At 71.9% G+C, this 23,313-nt stretch carries 20 protein-coding genes and 1 tRNA gene; 11 read left to right on the top strand and 10 right to left on the bottom strand.

What is annotated here, in order from left to right:
* The first annotated feature begins 167 nt into the window (after positions 1–167).
* Positions 168–749, top strand: coding sequence for a YwqJ-related putative deaminase (locus tag ACFY0O_RS20895; protein ID WP_388948468.1), 582 nt, complete (start codon positions 168–170; stop codon positions 747–749).
* Positions 750–754: 5 nt separating this feature from the next.
* Positions 755–1,294: an SUKH-3 domain-containing protein gene (locus ACFY0O_RS20900; protein ID WP_388948470.1), complete on the top strand. Its 540-nt coding sequence runs from the start codon at positions 755–757 to the stop codon at positions 1,292–1,294.
* A 33-nt stretch (positions 1,295–1,327) separates the two neighbouring features.
* On the opposite strand, the gene ACFY0O_RS20905 is transcribed toward ACFY0O_RS20900, so the two are convergent.
* The gene (locus ACFY0O_RS20905; RefSeq protein WP_388948473.1) at positions 1,328–2,602 is read right to left on the bottom strand and encodes a sensor histidine kinase; all 1,275 of its coding nucleotides are present in this window, start codon (positions 2,600–2,602) and stop codon (positions 1,328–1,330) included.
* Between the two features lie 131 nt (positions 2,603–2,733).
* Here ACFY0O_RS20905 and ACFY0O_RS20910 point away from each other — a divergent pair, with 131 nt between their 5' ends.
* The 6 genes from ACFY0O_RS20910 to pth all read left to right on the top strand — a co-directional run bounded on the left by ACFY0O_RS20910 (position 2,734) and on the right by pth (position 7,850).
* A complete protein-coding gene (locus tag ACFY0O_RS20910; protein ID WP_388948475.1) occupies positions 2,734–3,594 on the top strand; it encodes a hypothetical protein in 861 nt (286 codons plus the stop codon).
* Between the two features lie 11 nt (positions 3,595–3,605).
* Positions 3,606–3,676, top strand: a tRNA-Gln gene (locus tag ACFY0O_RS20915).
* 122 nt (positions 3,677–3,798) lie between these two features.
* Positions 3,799–5,247: a bifunctional UDP-N-acetylglucosamine diphosphorylase/glucosamine-1-phosphate N-acetyltransferase GlmU gene (glmU, locus tag ACFY0O_RS20920; RefSeq protein ID WP_388948478.1), complete on the top strand. Its 1,449-nt coding sequence runs from the start codon at positions 3,799–3,801 to the stop codon at positions 5,245–5,247.
* A gap of 134 nt (positions 5,248–5,381) precedes the next feature.
* Positions 5,382–6,359 (top strand): ribose-phosphate diphosphokinase, encoded by a 978-nt coding sequence (locus ACFY0O_RS20925; RefSeq protein WP_042815924.1) that lies wholly within the window; start codon positions 5,382–5,384, stop codon positions 6,357–6,359.
* A gap of 189 nt (positions 6,360–6,548) precedes the next feature.
* On the top strand, positions 6,549–7,133 hold the full coding sequence (locus ACFY0O_RS20930; protein ID WP_388948481.1) for a 50S ribosomal protein L25/general stress protein Ctc: 585 nt from the start codon (positions 6,549–6,551) through the stop codon (positions 7,131–7,133).
* Between the two features lie 126 nt (positions 7,134–7,259).
* Complete coding sequence (gene pth, locus ACFY0O_RS20935; RefSeq protein WP_388948484.1) at positions 7,260–7,850, top strand: aminoacyl-tRNA hydrolase; 591 nt, start codon at positions 7,260–7,262, stop codon at positions 7,848–7,850.
* A gap of 73 nt (positions 7,851–7,923) precedes the next feature.
* Here pth and ppc read toward each other — a convergent pair whose 3' ends face one another.
* Positions 7,924–10,617, bottom strand: a complete 2,694-nt coding sequence (ppc, locus tag ACFY0O_RS20940; RefSeq protein WP_388948879.1) for a phosphoenolpyruvate carboxylase — start codon at positions 10,615–10,617, stop codon at positions 7,924–7,926.
* Between the two features lie 440 nt (positions 10,618–11,057).
* Here ppc and ACFY0O_RS20945 point away from each other — a divergent pair, with 440 nt between their 5' ends.
* A complete protein-coding gene (locus tag ACFY0O_RS20945) occupies positions 11,058–12,038 on the top strand; it encodes an acyl-CoA desaturase (RefSeq protein ID WP_388948487.1) in 981 nt (326 codons plus the stop codon).
* On the top strand, positions 12,035–12,709 hold the full coding sequence (locus ACFY0O_RS20950) for a TetR/AcrR family transcriptional regulator (RefSeq protein WP_125603004.1): 675 nt from the start codon (positions 12,035–12,037) through the stop codon (positions 12,707–12,709). The genes ACFY0O_RS20945 and ACFY0O_RS20950 overlap by 4 nt, the downstream gene beginning before the upstream one ends.
* Before the next feature lie 86 nt (positions 12,710–12,795).
* Here ACFY0O_RS20950 and ACFY0O_RS20955 read toward each other — a convergent pair whose 3' ends face one another.
* Entirely contained in the window at positions 12,796–13,164 is a 369-nt protein-coding gene (locus ACFY0O_RS20955; RefSeq protein ID WP_388948881.1) for a VOC family protein, read from the bottom strand.
* A gap of 2 nt (positions 13,165–13,166) precedes the next feature.
* The gene (locus ACFY0O_RS20960; protein ID WP_388948491.1) at positions 13,167–14,036 is read right to left on the bottom strand and encodes a trans-aconitate 2-methyltransferase; all 870 of its coding nucleotides are present in this window, start codon (positions 14,034–14,036) and stop codon (positions 13,167–13,169) included.
* A gap of 145 nt (positions 14,037–14,181) precedes the next feature.
* On the opposite strand from ACFY0O_RS20960, the gene ACFY0O_RS20965 reads away from it, so the two are divergent.
* Positions 14,182–14,679, top strand: coding sequence for a MarR family winged helix-turn-helix transcriptional regulator (locus ACFY0O_RS20965; RefSeq protein ID WP_388948493.1), 498 nt, complete (start codon positions 14,182–14,184; stop codon positions 14,677–14,679).
* Here ACFY0O_RS20965 and ACFY0O_RS20970 read toward each other — a convergent pair.
* From ACFY0O_RS20970 to ACFY0O_RS20995, 6 genes are all read right to left on the bottom strand, one after another.
* Positions 14,638–15,525, bottom strand: coding sequence for a DNA-binding response regulator (locus ACFY0O_RS20970; RefSeq protein WP_388948495.1), 888 nt, complete (start codon positions 15,523–15,525; stop codon positions 14,638–14,640). The genes ACFY0O_RS20965 and ACFY0O_RS20970 overlap by 42 nt on opposite strands.
* 511 nt (positions 15,526–16,036) lie before the next feature.
* The gene (gene galE / locus ACFY0O_RS20975; RefSeq protein WP_388948497.1) at positions 16,037–16,996 is read right to left on the bottom strand and encodes a UDP-glucose 4-epimerase GalE; all 960 of its coding nucleotides are present in this window, start codon (positions 16,994–16,996) and stop codon (positions 16,037–16,039) included.
* Positions 16,997–17,093: 97 nt separating this feature from the next.
* Entirely contained in the window at positions 17,094–17,822 is a 729-nt protein-coding gene (locus tag ACFY0O_RS20980) for a response regulator transcription factor (RefSeq protein ID WP_388948884.1), read from the bottom strand.
* 120 nt (positions 17,823–17,942) lie between these two features.
* Positions 17,943–19,658, bottom strand: a complete 1,716-nt coding sequence (locus tag ACFY0O_RS20985; RefSeq protein WP_388948498.1) for a PQQ-binding-like beta-propeller repeat protein — start codon at positions 19,656–19,658, stop codon at positions 17,943–17,945.
* A gap of 41 nt (positions 19,659–19,699) precedes the next feature.
* Positions 19,700–21,319 carry a PQQ-binding-like beta-propeller repeat protein gene (locus tag ACFY0O_RS20990; protein ID WP_388948501.1) on the bottom strand — a complete coding sequence of 540 codons (1,620 nt, stop codon included), beginning with the start codon at positions 21,317–21,319 and terminating at the stop codon, positions 19,700–19,702.
* Between the two features lie 177 nt (positions 21,320–21,496).
* Positions 21,497–23,296 (bottom strand): ABC-F family ATP-binding cassette domain-containing protein, encoded by a 1,800-nt coding sequence (locus ACFY0O_RS20995; RefSeq protein ID WP_358894586.1) that lies wholly within the window; start codon positions 23,294–23,296, stop codon positions 21,497–21,499.
* Positions 23,297–23,313: the final 17 nt, after the last annotated feature.

Raw genomic sequence — 23,313 nt, forward strand, 5'->3', positions numbered from 1 at the left:
CGGCCGCCCGCGACCCCCACGGGGGCGCACGGGGCGGGAACATCCGAATTGATACGAATATTCGACCCCGCTTCCACGTGACAGCGGACATTTGACAGGCTGTCCCCGCAGCACGGGGGCGTGCGCGACAGCGGCCGGCACCGCCGCCACGGGAGGGAAGAGGGACCATGCAGACAGCGACCACGCACACGGCGGGCACAGGGGGAACGGCGGGAGCGCAGCACACGGCGCCCCGCACGGGCCGCGCCCAGGACACCGACCCCGGCCCCGCCGGCGACCCCCGCCTGCGCTGGGGCAGCGCCGCGGGCCCCCACACCCCGCCCGTCCTGCGCTTCCGCCGCGACGGCATCCTGCCCACCGTCGCCGCCGCCCTCTCCGTACGCGGCGAAACCCTCACCGGCACCGCCGGCAAGGGCGACCAGCCACCCGTACTGCACCCGCTCGTCCAGGACTTCCTCGACACCCTCACCAGCGGGCAGCGGGAACGCTTCACCGGCCGCTGCCCGGAGGCGATACTCCTCTCCCGCCACCTCACCACCGTCGAAGGCGCCCGCAGCAGACGTGCCTCCCGCAAGCCCCTCACGGCGAGCGAGGCCCGCCGCGCCCTGAAGCACTCGAAGATCACCGCCCGCCGCATCCGCGAGGACGGCGACCCCCTCCACGGCAGCTACGCACCGCCCTGCCGCTCCTGCGACGCGCTCCTCAACCACTTCGGCGTCCGACCCGTCGACCTCACCCACCCCGAGTAGCCACCATGACCGCCTCCTCACCCTCCTCCGCCGCCTCGGCCTCCGCGGCCTCCTACGGCCGCTCCTCCGCCACCCGCTTCCCCGTCGGCGTCGACGCCGCCCTGCGCACCGCCGGCTGGGAACCCGGCCGCTGGGACATCAAGCAGGCCGAGTACTGGGCCGACGTCCTGCGCGACCACACCACCCCGGCCGGCCACCGCCACACCGTCTTCCCCGCGGCCGTCGAAGCCTGGGCGGAATTCGGCGGCCTCACCGTCACCGCCCCCGGACCCGGCCGCCAGATAGCCCCCACCCCGGTCCGCCTCGACCCCCTCACCGGCCTCCACCTCGCCCGCACCTTCGCCGACCTCGGCCGGGCCCTCTCCACCCAGCTCTGCCCCCTCGGCTCCGACACCACCGGCGGCGCCCACCTCGCCATCGACCGCGAGGGCCGCACCTACCTCGTCGACCACACCGGCGACTGGTACCTCGGCAACACCCTCGACGAGGCCCTCACCCTCCTCCTCACCGGCCTCCAGCCCGCCCGCCTCGCCACCGCCCCCTGACCCCCCGGGGGCGGGACCACCGAACCGACCGGCCTAGCCGAACGGCAGCACCGCCGACACCTTGAACCCGCCCCCGTCCGTCGGCCCCGACACGAACACCCCGCCCAGGCCCAGCACCCGCTCCCGCATCCCCACCAGACCGTTCCCCCCACTGGGCAGATCCGCCCCCCGCGCCTCCCCCTCGCACGGCCCGTTCTCCACCTGCATCGCCACCTCCCCCTCCCGATGCGCCAGCCGTACGACGACCCGCGCACCCGGAGCGTGCTTGTGGCAGTTCGTCAGCGCCTCCTGCACCACCCGGAACGCCGTCTGCTCCACCTCCGCCGGATACGCCCCCCGCTCGCCCCGCTCCCCCTGCACCACCATCTCCACGCTCATCCCCGCCGCCCGCGACTGCCCCACGAGCGCCTCCAGCTCCGCCAGCGAAGGCCCCTCCTCGACCGCCGCCACCGCCACCGGCGCCGCCACGTCCGCCACCGCGGCCACCGCCCGCACCGGCTGCTCCGACGCCCGCAGCACCCCCAGCATCTGGCGCAGCTCCGTCAACGCCTGCCGCCCCATGTCACCCACCAGCGCCGCGTTCCGCGCCGCCTTCTCCGGGTCCTTCCCCAGCACCGCCTGCAACGCCGCCGCGTGCACCACCATCAGCGACACCCGGTGCGCCACCACGTCGTGCATCTCCCGCGCGATCCGCGTCCGCTCCTCCTGACGCGCCCACTCCGCCCGCTCCTCGGCCCGGTCCGCCAGCAGCGACAGCTCCCGCTCCAGCGAGTCCGCCCGCTCCTGCAAGCTCTCCATCAGCCTGCGCCGCGCCCCCACGTACAGGCCGAGCAGCACCGGCGGCACGGTCAGCGCCACCGCCATGAACCCGGACAGCACGAAGACCAGCGCGCCCTCCCCGTCCACGTCGCCCCGGGTCCGCAGATAGGTCACGACGAACGTCCCGGCCAGCGCCATCGACGCCAGCGTGGCGGTGATCCGCCGCGGCACCTCACAGGCGGCCAGCGTGTACAGCCCCACCACCCCGAGCAGGAACCCCATCGCCGCCGGGGTCACGGCGATCCCCACCAGCACCACCGCGACGGGCCACCGCCGCCGCACCACGAGCACGGCCCCCACCACGACCCCGAACAGCACCCCGAGCACCACGGGCAGCCCGGCCTCGTGCGCGAACGGAACCCCCTCCACCGCGCACTCGGCGGCCGAGACCACCCCCAGCCCCACATCGAGCACGGCCCCCCGCCGCCGCTCCCACCACCAGGGCCCGTCCCGCCCGGCCCCGTCGCGCTCATCCCCCGTACTGGTCATACCGCCCAGCGTACGCAGCCCCCTCACCACGGACGCGAACGCAATTCCGGCGAACGCGGGGTAATCGCACGTACGAATGAATCACCCGCGATCCGAGACCTGAATCCCACATTCCGGACCAACCTGGCCCCATGAGCAAATACGCCGACTTCGAGGGCCTCCGCACCCAGGCCGTGGCCCTCCGCCGCGAAGGCCTCAGCCGCCGCCAGATCCGCGACCGGCTACAGGTCGACAACAACGACATCCTCAACCGCCTCCTGGAAGGTGAGCAGGCCCCTGAATGGACGAAGCGCCCGAACGCGAAGGACGACCTCCGCGACCGCGCCAGGGAGCTCCGCCTCCAGGGCCTGACCTACGACCAGATCCAGCTCGAACTGGGCTGCTCGAAGAGCTCGATCTCCCTCTGGGTCCGCGACCTCCCCAAGCCGGACCGTCAGCGATCCCCCGAGGAGGCATCCGCGATCGCCAAGCGCGGCTGGGAACGCACGCTCTCCATGCGTGACGAGGAGCGGCGCCGGGTCAAGCGGGAGGCAGCTGCCGAGATCGGCACGCTGTCGGACCGAGAGCTGTTCCTGCTGGGCGTAGCTTTGTACTGGTCAGAGGGGAGCAAGGACAAGCCGTACGAACGCCGCGAACGAGCGACCTTCGTCAACAGCGACCCCGACATGATTGGCGTGTACCTCGCATGGCTGCGCCTCCTGGGCGTCGAGGAGACGCAGCTCCGCTTCGGCCTCATGATCCACGAGACGGCCGACGTCGTGGGCGCGGAACGTTTCTGGGTCGACTTCACAGGTGCCGACCCCTCGCGCTTCCTCAAGACGACCCTGAAGCGACACAACCCCAAGACGACGCGAAAGAACTCAGGCGACAGCTACTACGGTTGCCTCGTCGTCCGCGTGCTGCAAAGCGCCGGTCTGTACCGTCGCATCGAAGGCTGGTGGTGCGGCATAGTAGGGGCTGCGACCGATTCCGATCAACAAAATCGGACATAGAGGGCGAACCATCCCGGATCGTCTAAGGGCAGGACAAATGGTTTTGGTCCATTGAATGAGGGTTCGAATCCTTCTCCGGGAGCTCACAGAACACAGTCGCTCAGTTTCGGGTCCTGACCTCAAGGTCGGGACCCGGCCTCGTTTTCGGTCCGTGACCCCCCGCTATCCTTCACGGGTCCACCCCCGAAGCCGAAGGGCACACCCGTGAGCGCAACCCGCCCGGCAGCCGTCGTCGTACTCGCAGCGGGTGAGGGCACCCGCATGAAGTCCGCGACGCCCAAGGTTCTGCACGAGATCTGCGGGCGCTCGCTCGTCGGTCACGTCGTCGCCGCCTCCCGCGAGCTCGACCCGGCCCACCTCGTGGTCGTCGTGGGCCACGCCCGCGAGCAGGTGACCGCCCACCTCGCCGGCGTCGACGCCGGCGTCCGCACCGCCGTCCAGTACGAGCAGAACGGCACCGGCCACGCCGTCCGGATGGCCCTCGAAGAGCTCGGCGGCACGGTCGAGGGGACCGTCATCGTCGTCTGCGGCGACACCCCGCTGCTCACCGGCGAGACCCTGCGCGCCCTCGCGGCCACCCACGAGGCCGACGGCAACGCCGTCACCGTGCTGACCGCCGAGGTCCCCGACTCCACCGGCTACGGCCGGATCGTGCGCGACCCGCGGACCGGCGCCGTGACGGCCATCGTCGAGCACAAGGACGCCACCGACGCGCAGCGCGCGATCCGCGAGATCAACTCCGGTGTCTTCGCCTTCGACGGCGCCCTCCTCGCCGACGCCCTCGGCAAGGTCCGCACCGACAACAGCCAGGGCGAGGAGTACCTCACCGACGTGCTCGGGATCCTGCGCGAGGCGGGTCACCGCGTCGGCGCGGCGGTCGGCGGCGACCACCGCCAGATCCTCGGGATCAACAACCGCGTCCAGCTCGCCGAGGCCCGCGCGCTGCTGAACGCGCGGCTGCTGGAGCGGGCGATGCTCGCGGGCGTGACGGTCGTGGACCCGGGCAGCGTGTTCGTCGACGTGACGGTCACCTTCGGGCAGGACGCCCTGATCCACCCCGGCACGCAGCTGCTGGGTGACACCCACATCGGCGAGGGGGCCGAGGTCGGCCCGAACACCCGCCTGAAGGACACCCGGGTGGGCGCGGGCGCCCGCGTGGACAACACGGTGGCGGACGGGGCGGTCGTCGGCGACCAGGCCACCGTGGGCCCGTTCGCGTACCTGCGTCCGGGGACGAACCTGGGCCTGAAGGCGAAGGCCGGCACGTACGTCGAGATGAAGAACGCGACGATCGGCGAGGGGACGAAGGTCCCGCACCTGTCCTACGTCGGCGACGCGACCATCGGCGAGTACACGAACATCGGCGCCGCGAGCGTCTTCGTGAACTACGACGGCGAGCACAAGCACCACACCACCGTCGGCTCACATTGCAAGACGGGTTCGGACAACATGTTTGTGGCTCCGGTCACCATCGGGGACGGCGCCTACACGGCTGCCGGATCGGTGATCACGAAGGACGTTCCGGCGGGTGCGCTGGCCGTGGCACGCGGTCAGCAGCGGAATATCGAGGGCTGGGTGGCCCGCAAGCGGCCCGGTAGCGCGGCCGCGACGGCGGCGCAGTCCTCGTCCGAGAAGGACTCCGGCCACCACTGAGGTGAACTGACCGGAAACGAGTGCGCCCGGGACGGCGTACCGTGATAGGTGCACGCAATTCGGCTGGCTCACCGTGTGCGGGACGGACGTACACGGGGGCGAGCAGCTTTTCACACGTCTGAGGAGACAGTGCTGTGACCGGGATCAAGACGACCGGCGAGAAGAAGCTGATGCTCTTCTCCGGCCGCGCCCACCCCGAGCTGGCCGAGGAGGTCGCGCACCAGCTGGGGGTCAGCCTGGTGCCGACCAAGGCTTTCGACTTCGCGAACGGCGAGATCTACGTCCGCTTCCAGGAGTCGGCGCGTGGCGCGGACTGCTTCCTGATCCAGAGCCACACGGCTCCGATCAACAAGTGGATCATGGAGCAGCTCATCATGATCGACGCGCTGAAGCGCGCGTCGGCTCGTTCCATCACGGTGATCATCCCGTCGTACGGGTACGCCCGTCAGGACAAGAAGCACAAGGGCCGCGAGCCGATCTCGGCGCGTCTGGTGGCGGACCTGCTGAAGACCTCCGGTGCGGACCGGATCCTGACGGTCGACCTGCACACGGACCAGATCCAGGGCTTCTTCGACGGTCCGGTGGACCACCTGTCGGCCCTGAACGTCCTCGCGGACTACGTGGGCGCCAAGGTGGACCGCACGAAGCTGACGGTCGTCTCCCCGGACGCCGGCCGCGTCCGCGTGGCCGACCGCTGGTGCGACCGCCTGGACGCGCCGCTGGCGATCGTGCACAAGCGCCGCGACAAGGACGTCGCCAACCAGGTGACGGTCCACGAGGTGGTCGGCGAGGTCAAGGGCCGCGTCTGCGTCCTGGTCGACGACATGATCGACACGGGTGGCACGATCTGCGCCGCGGCCGACGCGCTGTTCGCGCACGGTGCGGAGGACGTGATCGTGACGGCGACGCACGGCATCCTGTCGGGCCCGGCGGCCGACCGCCTGAAGAACTCGAAGGTCAGCGAGTTCGTCTTCACGAACACCCTGCCCGACCCCTCGGACCTGGAGCTCGACAAGATCACGGTCCTGTCGATCGCCCCGATGATCGCCCGCGCGGTGCGCGAGGTGTTCGAGGACGGTTCGGTGACGAGCCTGTTCGAGGAGCAGCAGTAAGGGCCTGAGGGCCCTGCGCTAGATCCTTTTGGGGGCGGCCTCCCCGCCGGGTACACTCGACGAGTTGCTCGGCGAGGGAGGCCGTATCCGTTTTTCGGGTGCGGGTGCTCCGTTATCGACGCGCTCTTCGTAGCAGGCCGTTCCGGCCGGGTGACCTCTGTCCGTTTCGTCACCCCACGAGGAGTGAACATGTCCGAGATCAAGCTTTCCGCGAAGCCCCGCGACACCTTCGGCAAGGGCTCTGCCCGCCAGTCCCGTCGTGACGCCCTGACCCCGGGTGTCATCTACGGCCACGGCACCGACCCGAAGCACGTCGGCGTCGAGGCCCACGCGCTGATGATGGCCCTGAAGACCCCGAACGTCCTGCTCTCCCTGGACATCGAGGGCGCCGGCACCGAGTTGGTCATCCCGAAGGCCGTTCAGCGCCACCCCCTGAAGCGCAACATCCTGCACGTCGACTTCCTGATCGTCCAGAAGGGCGAGAAGGTCACGGTCGAGGTTCCGGTCGTGACCGAGGGCGACCTGGCCCCGGGCGGCAACCTGCTGGAGACCCTGCTGTCGACGATCTCCGTCGAGGCCGAGGCGACCCACATCCCGACCGAGGTCACCGTTTCCATCGCGGGCCTGGAGGCCGGTGCCACGGTGCACGCCTCCGACCTGGTCCTGCCGGCCGGCACCACGCTGGCCGTCGACGGTGAGACCGCCGTTCTGCAGGTCGTCGCCCCGCAGGCCGAGGAGCCGGCCGCCGAGGCGGCCGAGGGCGACGAGGCCTGAGCCTCGCCCCTCCCCCTCAGCAGTTGCTGACCGACCGCCGTCCGGCTCCACTGGAGCGGGACGGCGGTCGTTCTCGTTCTCGGTCACGGGATCGAGGATCGAGGATTGAGGATTGAGGAGCTTTTGATGTCGGACGGCACGGCGCCGTGGCTGATCGTCGGTCTCGGTAACCCGGGGGCGGAGTACGCCGGCAACCGCCACAACATCGGTTTCATGGTGGCCGACCTGCTGGCGGAGCGGATCGGCGGGAAGTTCAAGGCGCACAAGGCGCGGGCGCAGGTGGTCGAGGGCCGGATGGGTCCGCCCGGGCCGCTGAACCGGCGCGTGGTGATCGCGAAGCCGATGTCGTTCATGAACCTGTCGGGTGGTCCGGTGGCGGCGCTGCGGGACTTCTACAAGGTGCCGGTGGAGCGGATCGTGGCGGTCCACGACGAGCTGGACATCGACTACGCGACGCTGCGGCTGAAGCTGGGCGGCGGGGACAACGGCCACAACGGGCTGAAGTCGATGACGAAGGCGATGGGTGCGGACTACCACCGGGTGCGGTGCGGGATCGGCCGGCCGCCGGGGCGGATGCAGGTGGCGGACTTCGTGCTGAAGGACTTCTCCTCGACGGAGCGCAAGGAGCTGGGCTGGTTCGTGGACCGGTCGGCGGACGCGGTGGAGTGCCTGGTCCAGGAGGGTCTGGAGCGGGCGCAGTCCGCCTACAACTCCTGATCGGCCGATCCGCCGCAGGACACAGGGAAGCCCCCGCCGGTTCGGCGGGGGCTTCCCTGTGTCCTGGCGGGGGTCAGCCGGTGTTGCGCAGGCCGGCGGCGACGCCGTTGACGGTGAGGAGGAGGGCTCGGGCGAGGAGCGGGTCGGGGGTCTCGCCGCGGGCGGCGGCGGCGCGCTGGCGGGCCAGGAGGGAGACCTGGAGGTAGGAGATGGGGTCCAGGTAGGCGTCGCGGACGGCGAAGGTCTGCTGGAGGACGGGCTGGGAGTCGAGGAGCTTCTCGCCCCCGGTGATGCGCAGGACCTCGCGGACCGTGAGTTCGTGTTCGGCCTCGATGCGGGCGAAGACGTGCTTGAGGCGGTCGGGGACCAGGGTGTCGACGTAGTGGCGGGCGATGCGCAGGTCGGTCTTGGCCAGGGTCATCTCGACGTTGGAGAGGAAGTTGCGGAAGAAGTGCCACTTCTGGCCCATCTCGCCGAGGGCGTCGTCCTGGCCGGACTCGCGCAGGGCCTTGAGGCCGGAGCCGACGCCGTACCAGCCGGGGACGATCTGGCGGGACTGGGTCCAGCCGAAGACCCACGGGATGGCGCGCAGGCCGTCGAGGCCGGCGCCGGAGTCGGGGCGGCGGGAGGGCCGGGAGCCGAGGTGGAGGTCGGCGAGCTGGTCGACGGGGGTGGCCGCGAAGAAGTAGGCGGGCAGGTCGGGGTCCTCGACGAGTTCGCGGTAGGCGGCGTGGGCGGCGTCGGAGACGATGTCCATGGCCGCGTCCCAGCGGGTGAGGGCGTCGGGGGACTGGCGGGGCGCGGTGTGCAGGGCGGAGGCCTGGAGGGTGGCCGCGACGGTCAGTTCCAGGTTCTCGCGGGCCAGGGACGGCACGAGGTACTTGTCGGAGATGACCTCGCCCTGTTCGGTGACCTTGATCTCGCCTTCGAGGGTGCCCCAGGGCTGGGCGAGGATCGCGTCGTGGGAGGGGCCGCCGCCGCGGCCGACGGTGCCGCCGCGGCCGTGGAAGAGGCGCAGGCGCACGCCGTGGCGGTGGGCGACGTCGCGCAGCCGGCGCTGGGCGCGGTGGATCTCCCACTGGCTGGTGGTGATGCCGCCGAACTTGCTGGAGTCGGAGTAGCCGAGCATGACCTCCTGGACGTCGCCGCGCAGGGAGACCAGGCGGCGGTAGGAGGGGTCGGCGAGCATCTCGTCGAGGATGACGTCGGCGGCCCGGAGCTCGTCGGTGGTCTCCAGGAGGGGCACGATGCCGATCTTGGCCCAGCCGGCGTGGAGGTCGAGGAGGCCGGCTTCGCGGGCGAGGACGGCGGCGGCGAAGACGTCGTCGGCGCCCTGGCACATCGAGATGATGTAGGACTCGATGACCTCGGGGCCGAACTTCTCGAAGGCGTCCTTGATGGCGGAGAAGACGCCGAGGGTCTTCTGGCCGGCCGGGTCGAGGGGTGCGGGGGTGGGTGCGAGGGGGCGGCGGGAGCGGAGTTCCTTGGCGAGGAGCTTCTGCCGGTAGTCGCGGGGCATGTCGGCGTAGCGCCAGGATTCCTCGCCGAGGCGGTCGAAGAGCTGGCCGAGGGCGTGGTGGTGGGCGTCGGCGTGTTCGCGGACGTCCATGGTGGCGAGCTGCAGGCCGAAGGCGGCCAGGGTGCGGATGGTGCGGTCCATGCGGCCGTCGGCGAACAGGGCGCCGCGGTGTTCGCGCAGGGAGGTCTGGATGAGGGTGAGGTCGGTGAGGAGCTCGGCGGTGCCGAGGTAGTCGCGGCCTTCCTCGTGGGGGGTGCCCTTGGCGAGGCGCTCGCGGGTGTTGAGGAGCTTCTGGCGGACGCAGGTGGCCTTGAGGCGGTAGGGCTCTTCGGCGTTGAGGCGCTTGTAGCGGGGGCTGATCTCGGGCAGGCGTTCGAGGTCGGCCTGGAGGGAGGTGAGGAGTTCCTCGGTGGCGCCGGTGTAGCGGATGGAGTTGGAGAGCAGTCCGCGCAGGAAGTCGATGAGTTCGAGGGCGTCGGTGATGCCGTGCTCGTGCTGGAGGATCAGGACGTCCCGGGTGACCTCGGGGGTCACGTTGGGGTTGCCGTCGCGGTCGCCGCCGATCCAGGTGCCGAAGGTGAGCGGGCGGGTGCCGGCGGGGAGTTCGACGCCGACGCGCTGGAGTTCGGCGGCGAGGTCCTCCAGGACGTCGCCGACGGCGTCGGCGTGGAGCTCGTCGAGGTAGTAGATGGCGTTGCGGGCCTCGTCGGTGGGCTCGGGGCGGACGACGCGCAGTTCGTCGGTCTGCCAGACGAGGTCGATGTTCTCGGCGAGGCGCAGGTCGTGGCGGCGGCGTTCGCCGGCTCCGGTGACGGGCTCTTCGAGGAGGGCGGCGATGCGGCGGAGCTTGTTGAGGACGCTGCGGCGGGCGGCCTCGGTGGGGTGTGCGGTGAAGACGGGGCGGACGTTGAGGTTCTTGACCGTCTCGCGCAGGTGCTCGGGGTCGGCGTCCTTGAGCATGTCGGCGGTGCGGGCGAGGAGGCTGCCCTCGGCGGCGCGGTGGGCGCGCAGCTCCTTGCCGCGGTGGACCTGCTCGGTGATGTTCGCGAGGTGGAAGTAGGTGGAGAAGGCCCGCACGAGCTTGGCGGCGGTCTCCAGGTCGGTGTCGCCCAGCAGCGCGGCGGCGGCCTCGCCGTCGGTGCGGGTCAGTGCGCGGACGCGTTCGACGAGGTCGAGGAGGTCCTGGCCCTCCTGGCGTACGAGGGTCTCGCCGAGGAGGTCGCCGAGGCGGCGGATGTCGGCGCGCAGCTCCGCGTTGGCGCTCTGGGCGGCGTCCTTGCGGTCGGACGGGGCGGCGGGCTGGGTGACGGGGGCCTGGGGGGCCTGGTCAGCACTGCTCACAGGTGCGGCTCCTTGCAGTGTTCGAGCGCTACTGGGCTGTGGGCTCCCGGGGGTGCGCGTGCGGCGGTGCCGATGGGGTGCGCAGCCCGGGCTGCCCGTGCGGACCGCGCTGTCCGACGACACCAGGATAGGCGGCGCCTCCCTGTGCCCTGGCAGAGCGTGCCGGTGTGCTGGCGGGGCGGCGTGTGCGGGGGGGCCGCGGGGGTGCCGGGCGGGGTGGCGAGGGCGCGCTCCTCTTGCCGGGCGGGAGGGTTTTGCCATACTTACGTTGCCGTAGGTTACGGATCCGTAGGTCTGGGGCCGTGACCGGGGCACCTGCCGGCTTCTCACCCCCCAGGGGATCCCTGATGACTGTCAGTCCCGATCTGATGGAGGGCGCTTCGGCGTCTTCCGGTAGCCCAGTGCCGTCCGCGACGCGCGGCGGCGAGCAGAAGCGTTCCGCGGAGCAGGTGGCGCTCCTGCTGTTCATCACCGTGCCCTTCCTGGCGCTGCTGGCGGCGGTGCCGCTGGCCTGGGGCTGGGGGGTGAGCTGGCTGGACCTCGGCCTGATGGTGTTCATGTACTTCCTGGCGTGCCACGGGATCACCATCGGCTTCCACCGCCACTTCACGCACGGTTCCTTCAAGGCGAAGCGTCCGCTGCGGATCGTGCTGGCGGTGATGGGGTCCATGGCGGTGGAGGGGCCGCTGGTGCGTTGGGTGGCCGACCACCGCAAGCACCACAAGTTCTCCGATCACGAGGGCGACCCGCATTCGCCGTGGCGGTTCGGGGAGAGCGTGCCGGCGCTGATGAAGGGCCTGTGGTGGGCGCACATCGGCTGGCTGTTCGACGAGGAGCAGACGGACCAGCAGAAGTACGCCCCGGATCTGATCGGGGACCCGGCGATCCGGCGGATCAGCCGTGACTTCGTCTGGTGGACGGCGGTGTCGCTGGCGATCCCGCCGCTGGTGGGGGGTCTGGTGACGATGTCGTGGTGGGGCACGTTCACGGCGTTCTTCTGGGGTTCGCTGGTGCGGGTGGCGCTGCTGCACCACGTGACGTGGTCGATCAATTCGATCTGTCACGCGGTGGGCAAGCGGCCGTTCCGTTCGCGGGACCGCAGCGGCAACGTGTGGTGGCTGGCGGTGCTGTCGTGCGGGGAGTCCTGGCACAACCTGCACCACGCGGATCCGACGTCGGCGCGGCACGGTGTGCTGCGCGGGCAGGTGGACTCCAGTGCGCGGCTGATCAGGTGGTTCGAGCTGGCCGGCTGGGCCTCGGACGTGCGCTGGCCGTCGGGGGCGAGGATCGACGCCCGGCGCAAGGACAAGAGCCCGAACGCGGCATGATGGGGGACGTGGCGATCGACGGCAGCAGTACCAGCAGTGACAAGCCCCGGCGGGGACGCCGGGTCCGGATGACGGGCGCCGAACGGCGCCAGCAACTGCTGGACATCGGCCGCGCCCTGTTCGCCGAGAAGGGGTTCGAGGGCACGTCGGTGGAGGAGATCGCGGCCAAGGCCGGGGTGTCCAAGCCGGTGGTGTACGAGCACTTCGGCGGCAAGGAGGGCCTGTACGCGGTCGTCGTGGACCGTGAGATGCGCCAGCTGCTGGACGGGGTGACGGGCGCGCTGACGGCCGGGCATCCGCGGGAGCTGCTGGAGCAGGCGGCGTTCGCGCTGCTGGACTACATCGAGAACTACACGGACGGTTTCCGGATCCTGGTGCGGGACTCTCCCGTGGCGCAGTCGACGGGGACGTTCGCTTCGCTGATCAGTGACATCGCCACGCAGGTGGAGGACATCCTGGGCCTGGAGTTCAAGGCGCGGGGGTTCGATCCGAAGCTGGCGCCGCTGTACGCGCAGGCGCTGGTGGGGATGGTGGCGCTGACGGGTCAGTGGTGGCTGGAGACGCGGCGGCCGAAGAAGGCGGAGGTGGCGGCGCACCTGGTGAACCTGGCCTGGCACGGGCTGGAGAACCTGGAGGCCCGGCCGCGGCTGGTGGGCCACCGCAAGAGCTGAGCCCCGCCGCAGGGCGGGGCGGCGCCCCGCCACCGGGTTTCCGGTGGCGGGGCGCCGTCGTGTGCGGGGCCGGCGGGCGGGTGTGCTCAGTGGCCGGGGAGGGGTTCGAGGAACTCCAGCCGGTTGCCGACGGGGTCGTGCGAGTAGAAGCGCCGGTGGCCCGGCAGATTGTCGTCCCATACGACGTCCGCTCCGCGGTCGCGGAGTCTGCCGGCGTACTCCTCGATGCCGGTGACCCGCAGTCCGGGATGCGCCTTGCGGGCGGGCCGGAAGTCCTCCTCCACCCCCAGGTGCAGCTGTACCGCGCCCGCGGCGAACCAGCAGCCCCCCCGCGCGGCGAGGACGGGGGGTTTGGAGATCTCGGTCATGCCCAGGACGCCTTGGTAGTAGGCGCGGAGCCGGTCCTCCGATCCGGGGGGTGCGGCGAGCTGTACGTGGTCGACTGCGCTCAGCATCGTCATGCCTCCTTGCGTGCGATGGCGAAGATGCGGCGGAAGGGGAACACGGTGCCCCTGGGGCCGCTGGGGTAGGCCAGGCGCAGGGCTTCGCGGTATTCGGCGAGGAAGCGTTCGGCGGAGTCGCGGTCGTCGCCGAGGACGGTGAGGACGGGGCGCAGGGCGGTTCCCTTGACCCAGTCGAGGACGGGGTCGGGGCCCTGGAGCATCTGGTGGTAGGTGGTCTCCCAGACGTCGACGGCGCAGCCGAGTTCGGTGAACCGGGCGAGGTATTCGGCGGGTTCGAGGATGTGGACGTAGCGGGCGCCGTGTCCGCCGAGGCGTTCGCGCCAGCGCGGGGTGTCGCAGAGTTCGGCGAGGAGGCGGTGGCTGGGGGCGGTGAAGTTGGCGGGGATCTGGAAGGCGAAGGTTCCGCCGGGGCGCAGGCCGTTGATCCAGGCGGCGAAGGAGCCGGGGTGGCTGGGGACCCACTGGAGGGCGGCGTTGGAGACGATCAGGTCGTAGGTCTCTTCGGGCATCCAGGTGGTGATGTCGCCGGGGCGGAAGTCGAGGCGGCCGCCGCCGGGGGTGGGTCCGGCGTGTTCGGCGTCGGCGAGGCGGAGCATGTCGGGGGAGAGGTCGAAGCCGGTGATGTGAGCCTCGGGCCAGCGGTCGGCGAGGAGCGCGGTGACGTTGCCGGGGCCGCAGCCCAGGTCGGCGATGCGGGCGGCCGGGCCGGTGGGGAGTTCGGGTATGCGGGCCAGCAGGTCGAGGAAGGGGCGCGTTCGGTGGCCCGCGTGCCGCAGGTATTGGTGGGGGTCCCAGACGGGTGCGGAGGGGCTGGAGCCGTCCATGGCGTGGGGGCGCACGGCCGGCGCGGTATCGGAATGCATGTTCGAGCCTCCCTACTGGTGGGGCGAACGGAAGCGGAAGCCGTTCCGGCCCCCTCCATGCCCATGCTCAGCCAGAATATATCTCGATGTCAAGATTCTTGAATTGAAGAGACTTCATGTCGACAGACCCCGTACACTGATCGGCATGGAGGACGAGGTCGACCGACTGGTCGCGGCATGGCGGCGAGAGCGCCCTGACCTCGACGTGGAACCGCTCGAAGTGCTCAGCCGCGTCAGCCGGCTCGCGCGCCACCTCGACCGCGCCCGCAGGCTGGCCTTCTCCGAGCACGGCCTGGAGCCGTGGGAGTTCGACGTCCTGACCTCGCTGCGGCGCGCCGGGGCCCCGTACCAGCTCTCCCCCGGGCAGCTGCTCACCCAGACGCTCGTCACCTCCGGCACCATGACCAACCGCATCGACCGGCTCGCCAAGAAGGGCCTCGTCGAACGGCTGCCGGATCCCAGCGACCGGCGCGGCGTCCTGGTCCGCCTGACCCCCGAGGGGCGCGACCGCGCCGACCAGTCCCTCGCGGGGCTGCTGGCCCAGGAACGGGCGATCCTGGCCCAGCTCTCCTCGGCCGAGCGCATCGACCTGGCGGGCCTGCTACGCCAGTTGACCGCTCCGTTCGACAACATCCCCGGATAGCTCCGCGGGCCGCACGCCGGCCCGCCGGGCCATCGCGACCGCCGCCAGGGTGGAGTGCACCCCGAGCTTGCCCAGCACGTTCTGCATGTGGGTGCGGACCGTGTGCGGGGACAGGAACAGGCGCGCCGCCACGTCCTTGCGGCCCAGCCCCGCCACCATGCAGCGCAGCACCTCGTGCTCGCGCGGGGTGAGGGACTCCACGAGCCGTTCGCTGTCGGTGCGGTGCTTGCGGGCGGCCGTCAGCTCCCGCAGCACCCCGGTGAGCAGGGCGGGCGCCAGGTGGGTCTCCTCGCGCAGCACCCCCCGGATCACGGCGAGCAGCCGCGACAGCGAACAGTCCTTCGCCACCCACCCCGACGCCCCCGCCTGCAGGGCCAGGGCCGCGCGGCGCGGGTCGTCCCGCTCGGCCAGGACCACCGTGCGGACGCCGGGGTGGGCGGTGCGCACCCCGGCGACCAGCGCGATCCCGTCCGCCGGCGGCGGGGACGGGGCACCCGGCGCCCGCTGACCGGGCACGGGCAGTACCGCGCCGACACCGCCGACACCCGCGCCGCCGGCCGTACCGGGCGGTCCGGGCGTCCCCGGCGGGCCCGGGGCGGGCGGGCCGGCGGCGGGCGGGGCCACGGGCGGTGCGCCCGGCGGCGGTCCGGCCGCGCCGAGGTCGGCGTCGACGAGCAGCACGTCGAAACGGCGGCCTTCGGCGGCCGCGCGTTCCAGGCAGCGCTGGGCCGCGGGGCCGCTGCCGGCCGCGGACACGTCCACGTCCGGCTCGGCCGCGAGCGCGGCTGCGAGAGATTCGGCGAAGATGCGGTGGTCGTCGACCACCAGGACCCGGATGCGAACCACAAAACCCCCAAGGGTCGGGGAACGGACGACTACGGGTACGACGCCCGGCCGGGTGGCCCACCGGCCGCCGCGGCCGCCGCCGCGACTTCTGTGCACCTACCCGGGACCGGACGCCGCACCCGGCGTGTCTCGACCCCTGAATCAACACCGGCCCCCACCGGCGTCACTCATCAGCGTAGGGCGGGCCGCGTTCCGTGGTTGGCCGAATAGCAGAAGTTTTCCGAGCGATTTTCGGGTCGCGGGCTCCGCAACGACCTTCCCGGTGGCCGGATTTCACCTGTCCGGAAGCCCGGGAGCGGGAATCCCTCCCCGGCGCGTGCCCCCGGCAGTTGCACGGGGACCGTTTCACCCGGCGTACGCACGCCGGGCGCCCGCGCAGGGCGCCCGTCCACCGCGCACACCGCATACGCGTGCGCCCCCCGCACCGGACGGTGCGGGGGGCGCGGCGCGGCACCGGAGGGCCGGCGCACGGGGGGCTCAGGGGGCGCGCACCCCCCGGGCCTCCGGAGGGTCAGGAGCGCTGCCTGCGGGCGAAGTTCCAGGCGTCCGTCACGATGCCGGTGAGGTCCGAGCGGGACGGCGTCCAGCCCAGGCGCTCGTGCGCCGTGCGCGCGGAGGCGACCAGGACCGCCGGGTCGCCGGCCCGGCGCGGGGCCACCACCTCGGGGATCTCGTGGCCGGTGACCTTGCGGACCGTCTCGATGACCTCGCGCACCGAGAAGCCGCTGCCGTTGCCGAGGTTGCAGACCAGGTGCTCGCCCGGGACGGCTTCGCGCAGCGCGGCGAGGTGGGCCTCGGCGAGGTCGGCGACGTGGATGTAGTCGCGCACGCAGGTGCCGTCGGGGGTCGGGTAGTCCTCCCCGAACACCGAGATCGACTCGCGCTCCCCCAGGGCGACCTGGAGCACCAGCGGGATCAGGTGGGTCTCGGGGTCGTGGCGCTCGCCGAACTCCTTGTAGGCGCCCGCCACGTTGAAGTAGCGCAGGGAGACCGCCGCGAGGCCGTGCGCCGCGCACTCCCCCGCGATCATGTGGTCGACGGCCAGCTTGGAGGCGCCGTAGGGGTTGGTGGGGGCGGTCACGGAGGTCTCCGTGAGCGCGCCCTCGGTGGGCTCCCCGTAGGTGGCGGCGGTGGAGGAGAAGACGAGGGTGCGCACGCCTGCCTCGCGCATGGCGGTGAGCAGGGCGAGGGTGCCGCCGACGTTGTTGTCCCAGTACTTGCCGGGGTCCACGACGGACTCCCCGACCTGGGAGGAGGCCGCGAAGTGCAGGACGGCGTCGTAGGAGGGGTCCAGGTGCAGGGCGGCGTCCTGGATGCGGCCGTTGACGAGGGTGGCGCCGGCGGGGACGCCCTCACCGAAGCCGGTGGAGAGGTCGTCGAGGACGGTGACCTCGTGTCCGGCCTCCAGGAGATGGGCGGCGACGACGCTGCCGACGTATCCCGCACCACCGGTGACCAGGTACTTGCTCACTCGTACTCCTAGCTCTCGCGGACGCACGCGGGTGCGCGTGCTGGTGTCTGGCTTACCGGATTCCGGGCTTCCGGGGAAATCGGCCGCGTGGGGCGGCTCAGGCCCCGGCCGGCTGCGGCCGGTCCTGCGCCCCCTGCGGCTCCCGCGGTACGGGCGGCGCGGGCGGCGCGGCCCGGTCGAGCAGTCCGGTGCGGGCGGCCAGCGCGGCCGCCTCCAGCCGGGAGCCGACGCCCAGCTTCATCAGGACCCGCTGGACGTGGGTGCGTGCCGTGCTCGGTGCGATGGCCATGCCGGCCGCGATCAGCCGGGTGTCCTCGCCCTCGGCGACCCGCACCAGCACCTCCACCTCGCGCGGGGTCAGCAGCCGCAGCAGCCGGGTGCCCTCGTCGTCGGGCTGCGCGGCGGGGTTGAGGAGTTCGGCGAAGGCGCTCTGGAGCAGCTGCGGGGAGATGGCGACCTCCCCGGCGCGGGCCTTGGCCAGGGCCCGCTCGACGCCCTCGATGCGTTCGTCCTGGCGTACGTAGCCCGAGGCGCCGGCGGCGAAGGCGGCGGCGATCCCGCGGGGGCTGGGCACCGGGCCGAGGACGACTACGGCGATCTGCGGGCGCTCGCGCTTGATCCGGACGACCGGTTCGAAGACCCCGGGCTCCGCGGGGGTGGCGGTGCCGAACAGGCACACCTCCGGGGCGCGGCTGATGACCAGTTCGGCGGCTCCGGCCGCCGGAGCGGCCGCCGCGAGCACCCGGTGCCCGCGCAGTTTCAGGGCCGAGGCGAGCGCCTCGGCCAGCAGACGGTGCTCGTCGACCACCATGACGCGTACGCCCATCAAGGCTCCCACCCCAGATCCTTCTGACCCGGCAAGCTACACGCTTGTTCGACGGGGCGCGGGGGTTACCGTGCGAAAGCCCCCGATCGGTGGGCACCGGCCGGGGGCTTTCGCGCCGTGTCAGTTCGCGGCGAAGGAGATGAACAGGTAGTCCTTCTCCTTGTCCGAGTACGGCTTGCTGGCCAGGCTCTCGGACATGAACAGCCGGCCGTTGTGGTAGCGGAGCTCGGAGCGGACCGGGGAGAAGCCGGCCTCCTGGCTCCGGCTGGCGGCCGGGTTCTGCATCAGGAGGGTCTCCTTCAGCGTCTTGCCGTCGAGGCTGACGACCTGCCCGCCGCCGTCGTACGGGGGCACCTTGTAGGCGATGACGTTCGACCCGTCCATGCGCAGCGGGTACATGACGTACTTCTCGCCCGCGTCGGCGCGGTCACTGGTGGCCTTGCCGGTCTCGAGGTCGAAGGAGACGATCTCGTTGGTGCGGCCGGTGGGCGAGGAGCCCTGGTGCTCGTACGTCGGCAGGTAGACCTTGCCGTTGCCGACCACCATGTTGGTGCACTGCTCGACCTCGGTGGCCGGGCAGCGGGGCGCGTAGCTGCCGGAGGACAGGCCGATGCGGGTCTTGAGCTGGCCGGCGTCGTCGAGGACGAAGAGGTCGCTGACGTTGGTGGCGTTCTTCGCGGTGTTGCCGACGTTGGCGGCGATGACGAGGGGCTTGGTGGAGATGATCCCGGCCCACTCGATGCCCGCGGACAGCTTGTACGAGTACTTGGGCGCGCCGCTCGTGGGGTCGAGGGCCTGCGCGTAGAGGGTCTCGTCGGAGCTGCCGCCGCACTTGCGGAGCACGGCGAGGGCCTCGCCGCCCGCGTAGCCGAGGTCGTAGCAGCCCTGGGCGTCGGTCTTGGGGGTCCACAGGGGCTTGCCGTCGGCGAGGTTCCAGGCGGCGCCGCCGTAGAGGCCGCCGGCGGCGACGGTCTGGCCGCTGATGGTGACCTCGGTGAAGGCCACTGGCTTGTCGCCGCCGGTGGCGGACTTGGCGGTGGCGGACCAGACCAGCTTGCCGGTGTTCAGGTCGATGACGCCGGCCTGGGTGCACTGCGGGTACTTCTTGTCGGCGGTGGCCGGGCCCTCCTGGAAGAGGATGGCGGTCTTGTTGTCGCTGACGTGCCGGGTGGCTCCGCAGACGTTGGCGCCGAGCGGGAGTTCCCACTTCTTGCCGCCGTCGACGAGGTTGTAGCCGACGACCTTGCCGATGTCGGACTTGACGTAGGTGGTGTCGGTCAGCCAGGAGCCGTCGACGCCGATCACGTCGGAGCCGGGCACCTGGGTGGTCGCGCTGGCCAGCGGCTTCGACTTGGGGTTCGCCGGGACCTTCTCGGCGCCGGCCAGGGCGGGGGCCTTGGGGTCGGGCGAGCCGCTCGCGGCGGCGGACGGGTTGTCGCCGCCTCCGCTGTCGCCGGAGGTGTACCAGAAGCCGCCGCCGATGATGAGGGCCATCGCGAGGACGGCCGCGCCGACGATCAGCAGCTGGTTGCGCAGGTCGTGGGAGCCGCCGCCCGCGGCGGGCCGCGCCGGGGCGGGGGCCTGGAGGGTGCTCGGCTGGGGCGGCTGCTGCGGGTAGCCGTAGCCGGGCTGCTGCTGCGGGTACCCGTAGCCGGGCTGCCCGCCGGGCGGCGGCACGGGGGGCTGGGCGGGCTGGGTGGCGGCCTGCGGGGGCTGCGGCGGGGTGCCGGGCGGCGGCGGGGCGGCCGGGGGCTGCCCCGGCGGCGGGCCGGGCGGCGGCGGGGGGCCGCCGAATCCGCCGGACGGCGGCTGGCTGGGGGGCGGCGGGGTGGTCATCTGCTGCTACTGCCTCTCGGTGGGCGGCTCGGTGGACGCGTTCACTTGCCGAATGCCATCAGGAGCTTCTCGTCCGTGCTGTTGGCCATCAGCGTGGTCACGGACAGGAAGAAGCGGCCGTCCTCGTAGGCCCTCTGGGAGAACATGAAGGAGCCTTCGATCTTCGCGGCCGGTCCCGAGGGCAGGCGCAGCAGCGTCGTGGGCGTGCCGCCGGCCGCCGGGATCGAGACGACCTCGCCGGGCTGGTCCAGGGCGCCGGTGTGGTAGGCGATCAGCTGTCCGTTCGCGGCCTTCAGCGGGGTCAGGCCCCGCTTCTCCCCGGCGGCCCGGCGCCACTTGGCCTTGCCGCCGGCGAGGTCGAAGGCGACGATCTCGTTGTTGTCGCCGACCTTGCCGTCGGTCGTCAGGTAGAGGGTGTCGCCGTCGACGGCGGAGTCGCCGCAGCCCTGGAGGTCGTCGAGGGTGCTGGTGCCGCAGTTGACCACGAAGGAGCCCTCGGCGGCCATGCTGGAGCGCTTCTTGCCGTCCGCGGTCAGGGCGATGACGGCGCGTTCCTTGGTCTCGCGGTTGCCGATGTCGAGGACGGCCGGGGAGACGGAGTAGACGCCGTTGACCTGCCAGCCCTTGGGAAGGCGGTAGGCCCAGCTCTTCTTGCCGGTGACCGGGTCGGCGTCCTGGACCTCGACGGTGTGGTCGGCGTCCATGCACAGGGCGATGGCGAGGACCTTGCCGCGGCCGGCGGCGTACTGGGTGGGGTGGCAGCCTTCGGGGACGTTGCCGGAGAAGAGCTTGTCGCCGGTGGTGACGCGGTAGGCGCTGGTGCCGCCGAGCCGGTTGACGACGACGGTGTCGCCGGTGAGGCTCAGGGCCGCGCTGCCGCCGCCGTCGAACATGTTCTCCTTGGCGACCTCCTTGGTCCAGCCCTCCTTGCCGGCCTTGAGGTCGATCTGCTTGAGCTGGTTGCACTCCGCGTTGGAGCCGGTGCCGTCCTTGACGACGACGACCGCCTTGCCGTCGGCGGTGGCCTGGGCGGCGAGCCCGCAGATCTCCGCGCGGGTGTCGATCTTCCACTTCTCCTTGCCGTCGGTCACGCCGTAGCCGACGACGGTGGTGCCGATGGTCTTGGCGACGGTGTCGCCGACCACCCACAGGCCCTTGGTGGCGATGCCGAGGTCGGAGCCCTGCATCTTGACGGTCTTGAGCCAGAGCGCCTTGTCCTCGCCGGGCTTGCGGCCCGCGTTGAGGTCGGTCTGCTCGGGGGCGCCGTTGCCGCTGCCGTCGCCCTTGTCCACGGACGGGGAGCCGGCGGGCTTGGGATCGGCGGGGGTGGAGGCCTGCGCGGCGGGCTTGCGGGGGCCGTCGCCGGTGCCGAAGGCGAACCAGGCGCCGGCGCCCAGGACGAGGACGCCCGCGACGGCCGCCGCGACGAGGACCGCTCCCTTGCGGCGGCCGCCGGACGGCGGGCCCGCGGGCGCGCCCGGCGGCGGGAAGCCGTGGCCGCCGGGCTGGGCCAGGGGCTGGGGGACGGTCGGCGGCTGCTGGGCGTACGGGTTGCCGCCGGGCGGCGGGTAGCCGTATCCCGGCTGGGGCGGCCCGGGCAGGTGGCCGTAACCGGAAGGCGGCGGCGGCTGGTTCGGCGGCGGCTGGGGCGGCTCGGTCATCAGCGCATACCTTCGGCTTCAGGCGGTCGGTGAACCGGGCGGGGCCCGGAGGAGATCGAAAAGAACCGACCCTTTCTATCACTGGTGGCCGGTACGCAACGGGCCGGTCGCACCCCTGTTCCCAAGGGCGGACCGGCCCGTGACGCGCCTGTTATCGGCCTTGCGGGGCCTCGGGGCTCAGGCCTCCTCGGCCAGTTCCAGCCAGCGCATCTCCAATTCGTCCCGCTCGGAGATGAGTTCGCGCAGCTCCGCGTCGAGCTTGGCGACCTTGTCGTAGTCGGTGGAGTGCTCGGCGATCTGGGCGTGCAGGTTCGACTCGCGGTCGGACATCTTGTTGAGCTGCCGCTCGATCTTCTGGAGTTCCTTCTTCGCGGCGCGGGAGTCTCCGGAGGACGTCGACCTGGCCGCGGCGACGGGGGCGGGCGCCGGGGCGGCCGCCTCGATCATCCGCCGGCGGCGCTCCAGGTACTCGTCCAGGCCGCGCGGCAGCATCCGCAGGCTGGCGTCGCCGAGCAGGGCCATCACCGTGTCGGTGGTGCGCTCGATGAAGAACCGGTCGTGGGAGATGACGATCATCGAGCCGGGCCAGCCGTCGAGGAGGTCCTCCAGCTGGGTGAGGGTCTCGATGTCGAGGTCGTTGGTGGGCTCGTCGAGGAAGAGGACGTTGGGCTCGTCCATCAGCAGGCGCAGGATCTGCAGGCGGCGCCGCTCACCGCCGGAGAGGTCGCCGACGGGCGTCCACTGCTTCTCCTTGGTGAACCCGAACTGCTCGCACAGCTGGCCGGCCGTCATCTCCCGGCCCTTGCCGAGGTCGACGCGGTCGCGGACGCGCTGGACGGCCTCCAGGACGCGCAGCGACGGGTCGAGCTCGCCGACCTCCTGGGAGAGGTAGGCCAGGCGGACGGTCTTGCCGACGGTGATCTCGCCGGAGGCGGGCTGCGTCTCGCCCTGGGTGCGGGCGGCCTCGGCGAGGGCCCGCAGCAGGGAGGTCTTGCCCGCGCCGTTGACACCGACCAGGCCGACGCGGTCGCCGGGGCCCAGGTGCCAGGTGAGGTGCTTGAGGAGGGTCTTGGGGCCGGCCGTGACGGTGACGTCCTCAAGGTCGAAGACGGTCTTGCCGAGGCGGGCGTTGGCGAAGCGCATCAGCTCCGACTTGTCGCGCGGCTCCGGCACGTCGGCGATCAGCTCGTTGGCGGCCTCGATGCGGTAGCGGGGCTTGGAGGTGCGGGCCGGGGCGCCGCGGCGCAGCCAGGCCAGCTCCTTGCGCATCAGGTTCTGCCGCTTGACCTCTTCGGTGGCGGCGATCCGCTCGCGCTCGGCGCGGGCGAAGACGTAGTCGCTGTAGCCGCCCTCGTACTCGTAGACGGAGCCGCGCTGGACGTCCCACATGCGGGTGCAGACCTGGTCGAGGAACCACCGGTCGTGCGTGACGCAGACGAGGGCGCTGCGGCGGGCCTGGAGGTGCCCGGCCAGCCAGGAGATGCCCTCGACGTCGAGGTGGTTGGTGGGCTCGTCGAGGACGAGGAGGTCCTGCTCGGCGATGAGCAGCTTGGCGAGGGCGATGCGGCGGCGCTCGCCGCCGGAGAGCGGGCCGATGACGGTGTCCAGGCCCTGGCCGAAGCCGGGCAGGTCCAGGCCGCCGAAGAGGCCCGTGAGCACGTCGCGGATCTTGGCGTTGCCGGCCCACTCGTGGTCGGCCATGTCACCGATGATCTCGTGCCGGACGGTGGCCGAGGGGTCGAGGGAGTCGTGCTGGGTGAGGACGCCCATCCGCGTGCCGCCGCTCTGGGTGACCCGGCCGCTGTCGGGCTCCTCCAGCTTGGCGAGCATCCGGATGAGGGTGGTCTTGCCGTCACCGTTGCGGCCGACCACACCGATCCGGTCGCCCTCGGATACGCCGAGGGAGATGCCGTCGAGCAGGGCACGGGTGCCGTACACCTTGCTGACTGCCTCGACATTGACCAGGTTGACGGCCATCAGACGCGCTCCAGGGA

It is taken from the genome of Streptomyces sp. NPDC001594 (genome assembly GCF_042893675.1).
Lineage (GTDB): Bacteria > Actinomycetota > Actinomycetes > Streptomycetales > Streptomycetaceae > Streptomyces.

Bases quoted from the DNA above. Each gene is read 5' to 3' on its own strand.
- ACFY0O_RS20895 (WP_388948468.1), top strand. From the start codon at position 168: ATGCAGACAGCGACCACGCACACGGCGGGCACAGGGGGAACGGCGGGA.
- ACFY0O_RS20905 (WP_388948473.1), bottom strand. From the start codon at position 2,602: ATGACCAGTACGGGGGATGAGCGCGACGGGGCCGGGCGGGACGGGCCC.
- ACFY0O_RS20930 (WP_388948481.1), top strand. From the start codon at position 6,549: ATGTCCGAGATCAAGCTTTCCGCGAAGCCCCGCGACACCTTCGGCAAG.
- ACFY0O_RS20990 (WP_388948501.1), bottom strand. From the start codon at position 21,319: ATGACCGAGCCGCCCCAGCCGCCGCCGAACCAGCCGCCGCCGCCTTCC.
- ACFY0O_RS20900 (WP_388948470.1), top strand. From the start codon at position 755: ATGACCGCCTCCTCACCCTCCTCCGCCGCCTCGGCCTCCGCGGCCTCC.
- ACFY0O_RS20950 (WP_125603004.1), top strand. From the start codon at position 12,035: ATGATGGGGGACGTGGCGATCGACGGCAGCAGTACCAGCAGTGACAAG.
- ACFY0O_RS20945 (WP_388948487.1), top strand. From the start codon at position 11,058: ATGACTGTCAGTCCCGATCTGATGGAGGGCGCTTCGGCGTCTTCCGGT.
- ACFY0O_RS20995 (WP_358894586.1), bottom strand. From the start codon at position 23,296: ATGGCCGTCAACCTGGTCAATGTCGAGGCAGTCAGCAAGGTGTACGGC.
- ACFY0O_RS20960 (WP_388948491.1), bottom strand. From the start codon at position 14,036: ATGCATTCCGATACCGCGCCGGCCGTGCGCCCCCACGCCATGGACGGC.
- ACFY0O_RS20985 (WP_388948498.1), bottom strand. From the start codon at position 19,658: ATGACCACCCCGCCGCCCCCCAGCCAGCCGCCGTCCGGCGGATTCGGC.
- ACFY0O_RS20955 (WP_388948881.1), bottom strand. From the start codon at position 13,164: ATGCTGAGCGCAGTCGACCACGTACAGCTCGCCGCACCCCCCGGATCG.
- ACFY0O_RS20965 (WP_388948493.1), top strand. From the start codon at position 14,182: ATGGAGGACGAGGTCGACCGACTGGTCGCGGCATGGCGGCGAGAGCGC.
- ACFY0O_RS20980 (WP_388948884.1), bottom strand. From the start codon at position 17,822: ATGGGCGTACGCGTCATGGTGGTCGACGAGCACCGTCTGCTGGCCGAG.
- ACFY0O_RS20910 (WP_388948475.1), top strand. From the start codon at position 2,734: ATGAGCAAATACGCCGACTTCGAGGGCCTCCGCACCCAGGCCGTGGCC.
- pth (WP_388948484.1), top strand. From the start codon at position 7,260: ATGTCGGACGGCACGGCGCCGTGGCTGATCGTCGGTCTCGGTAACCCG.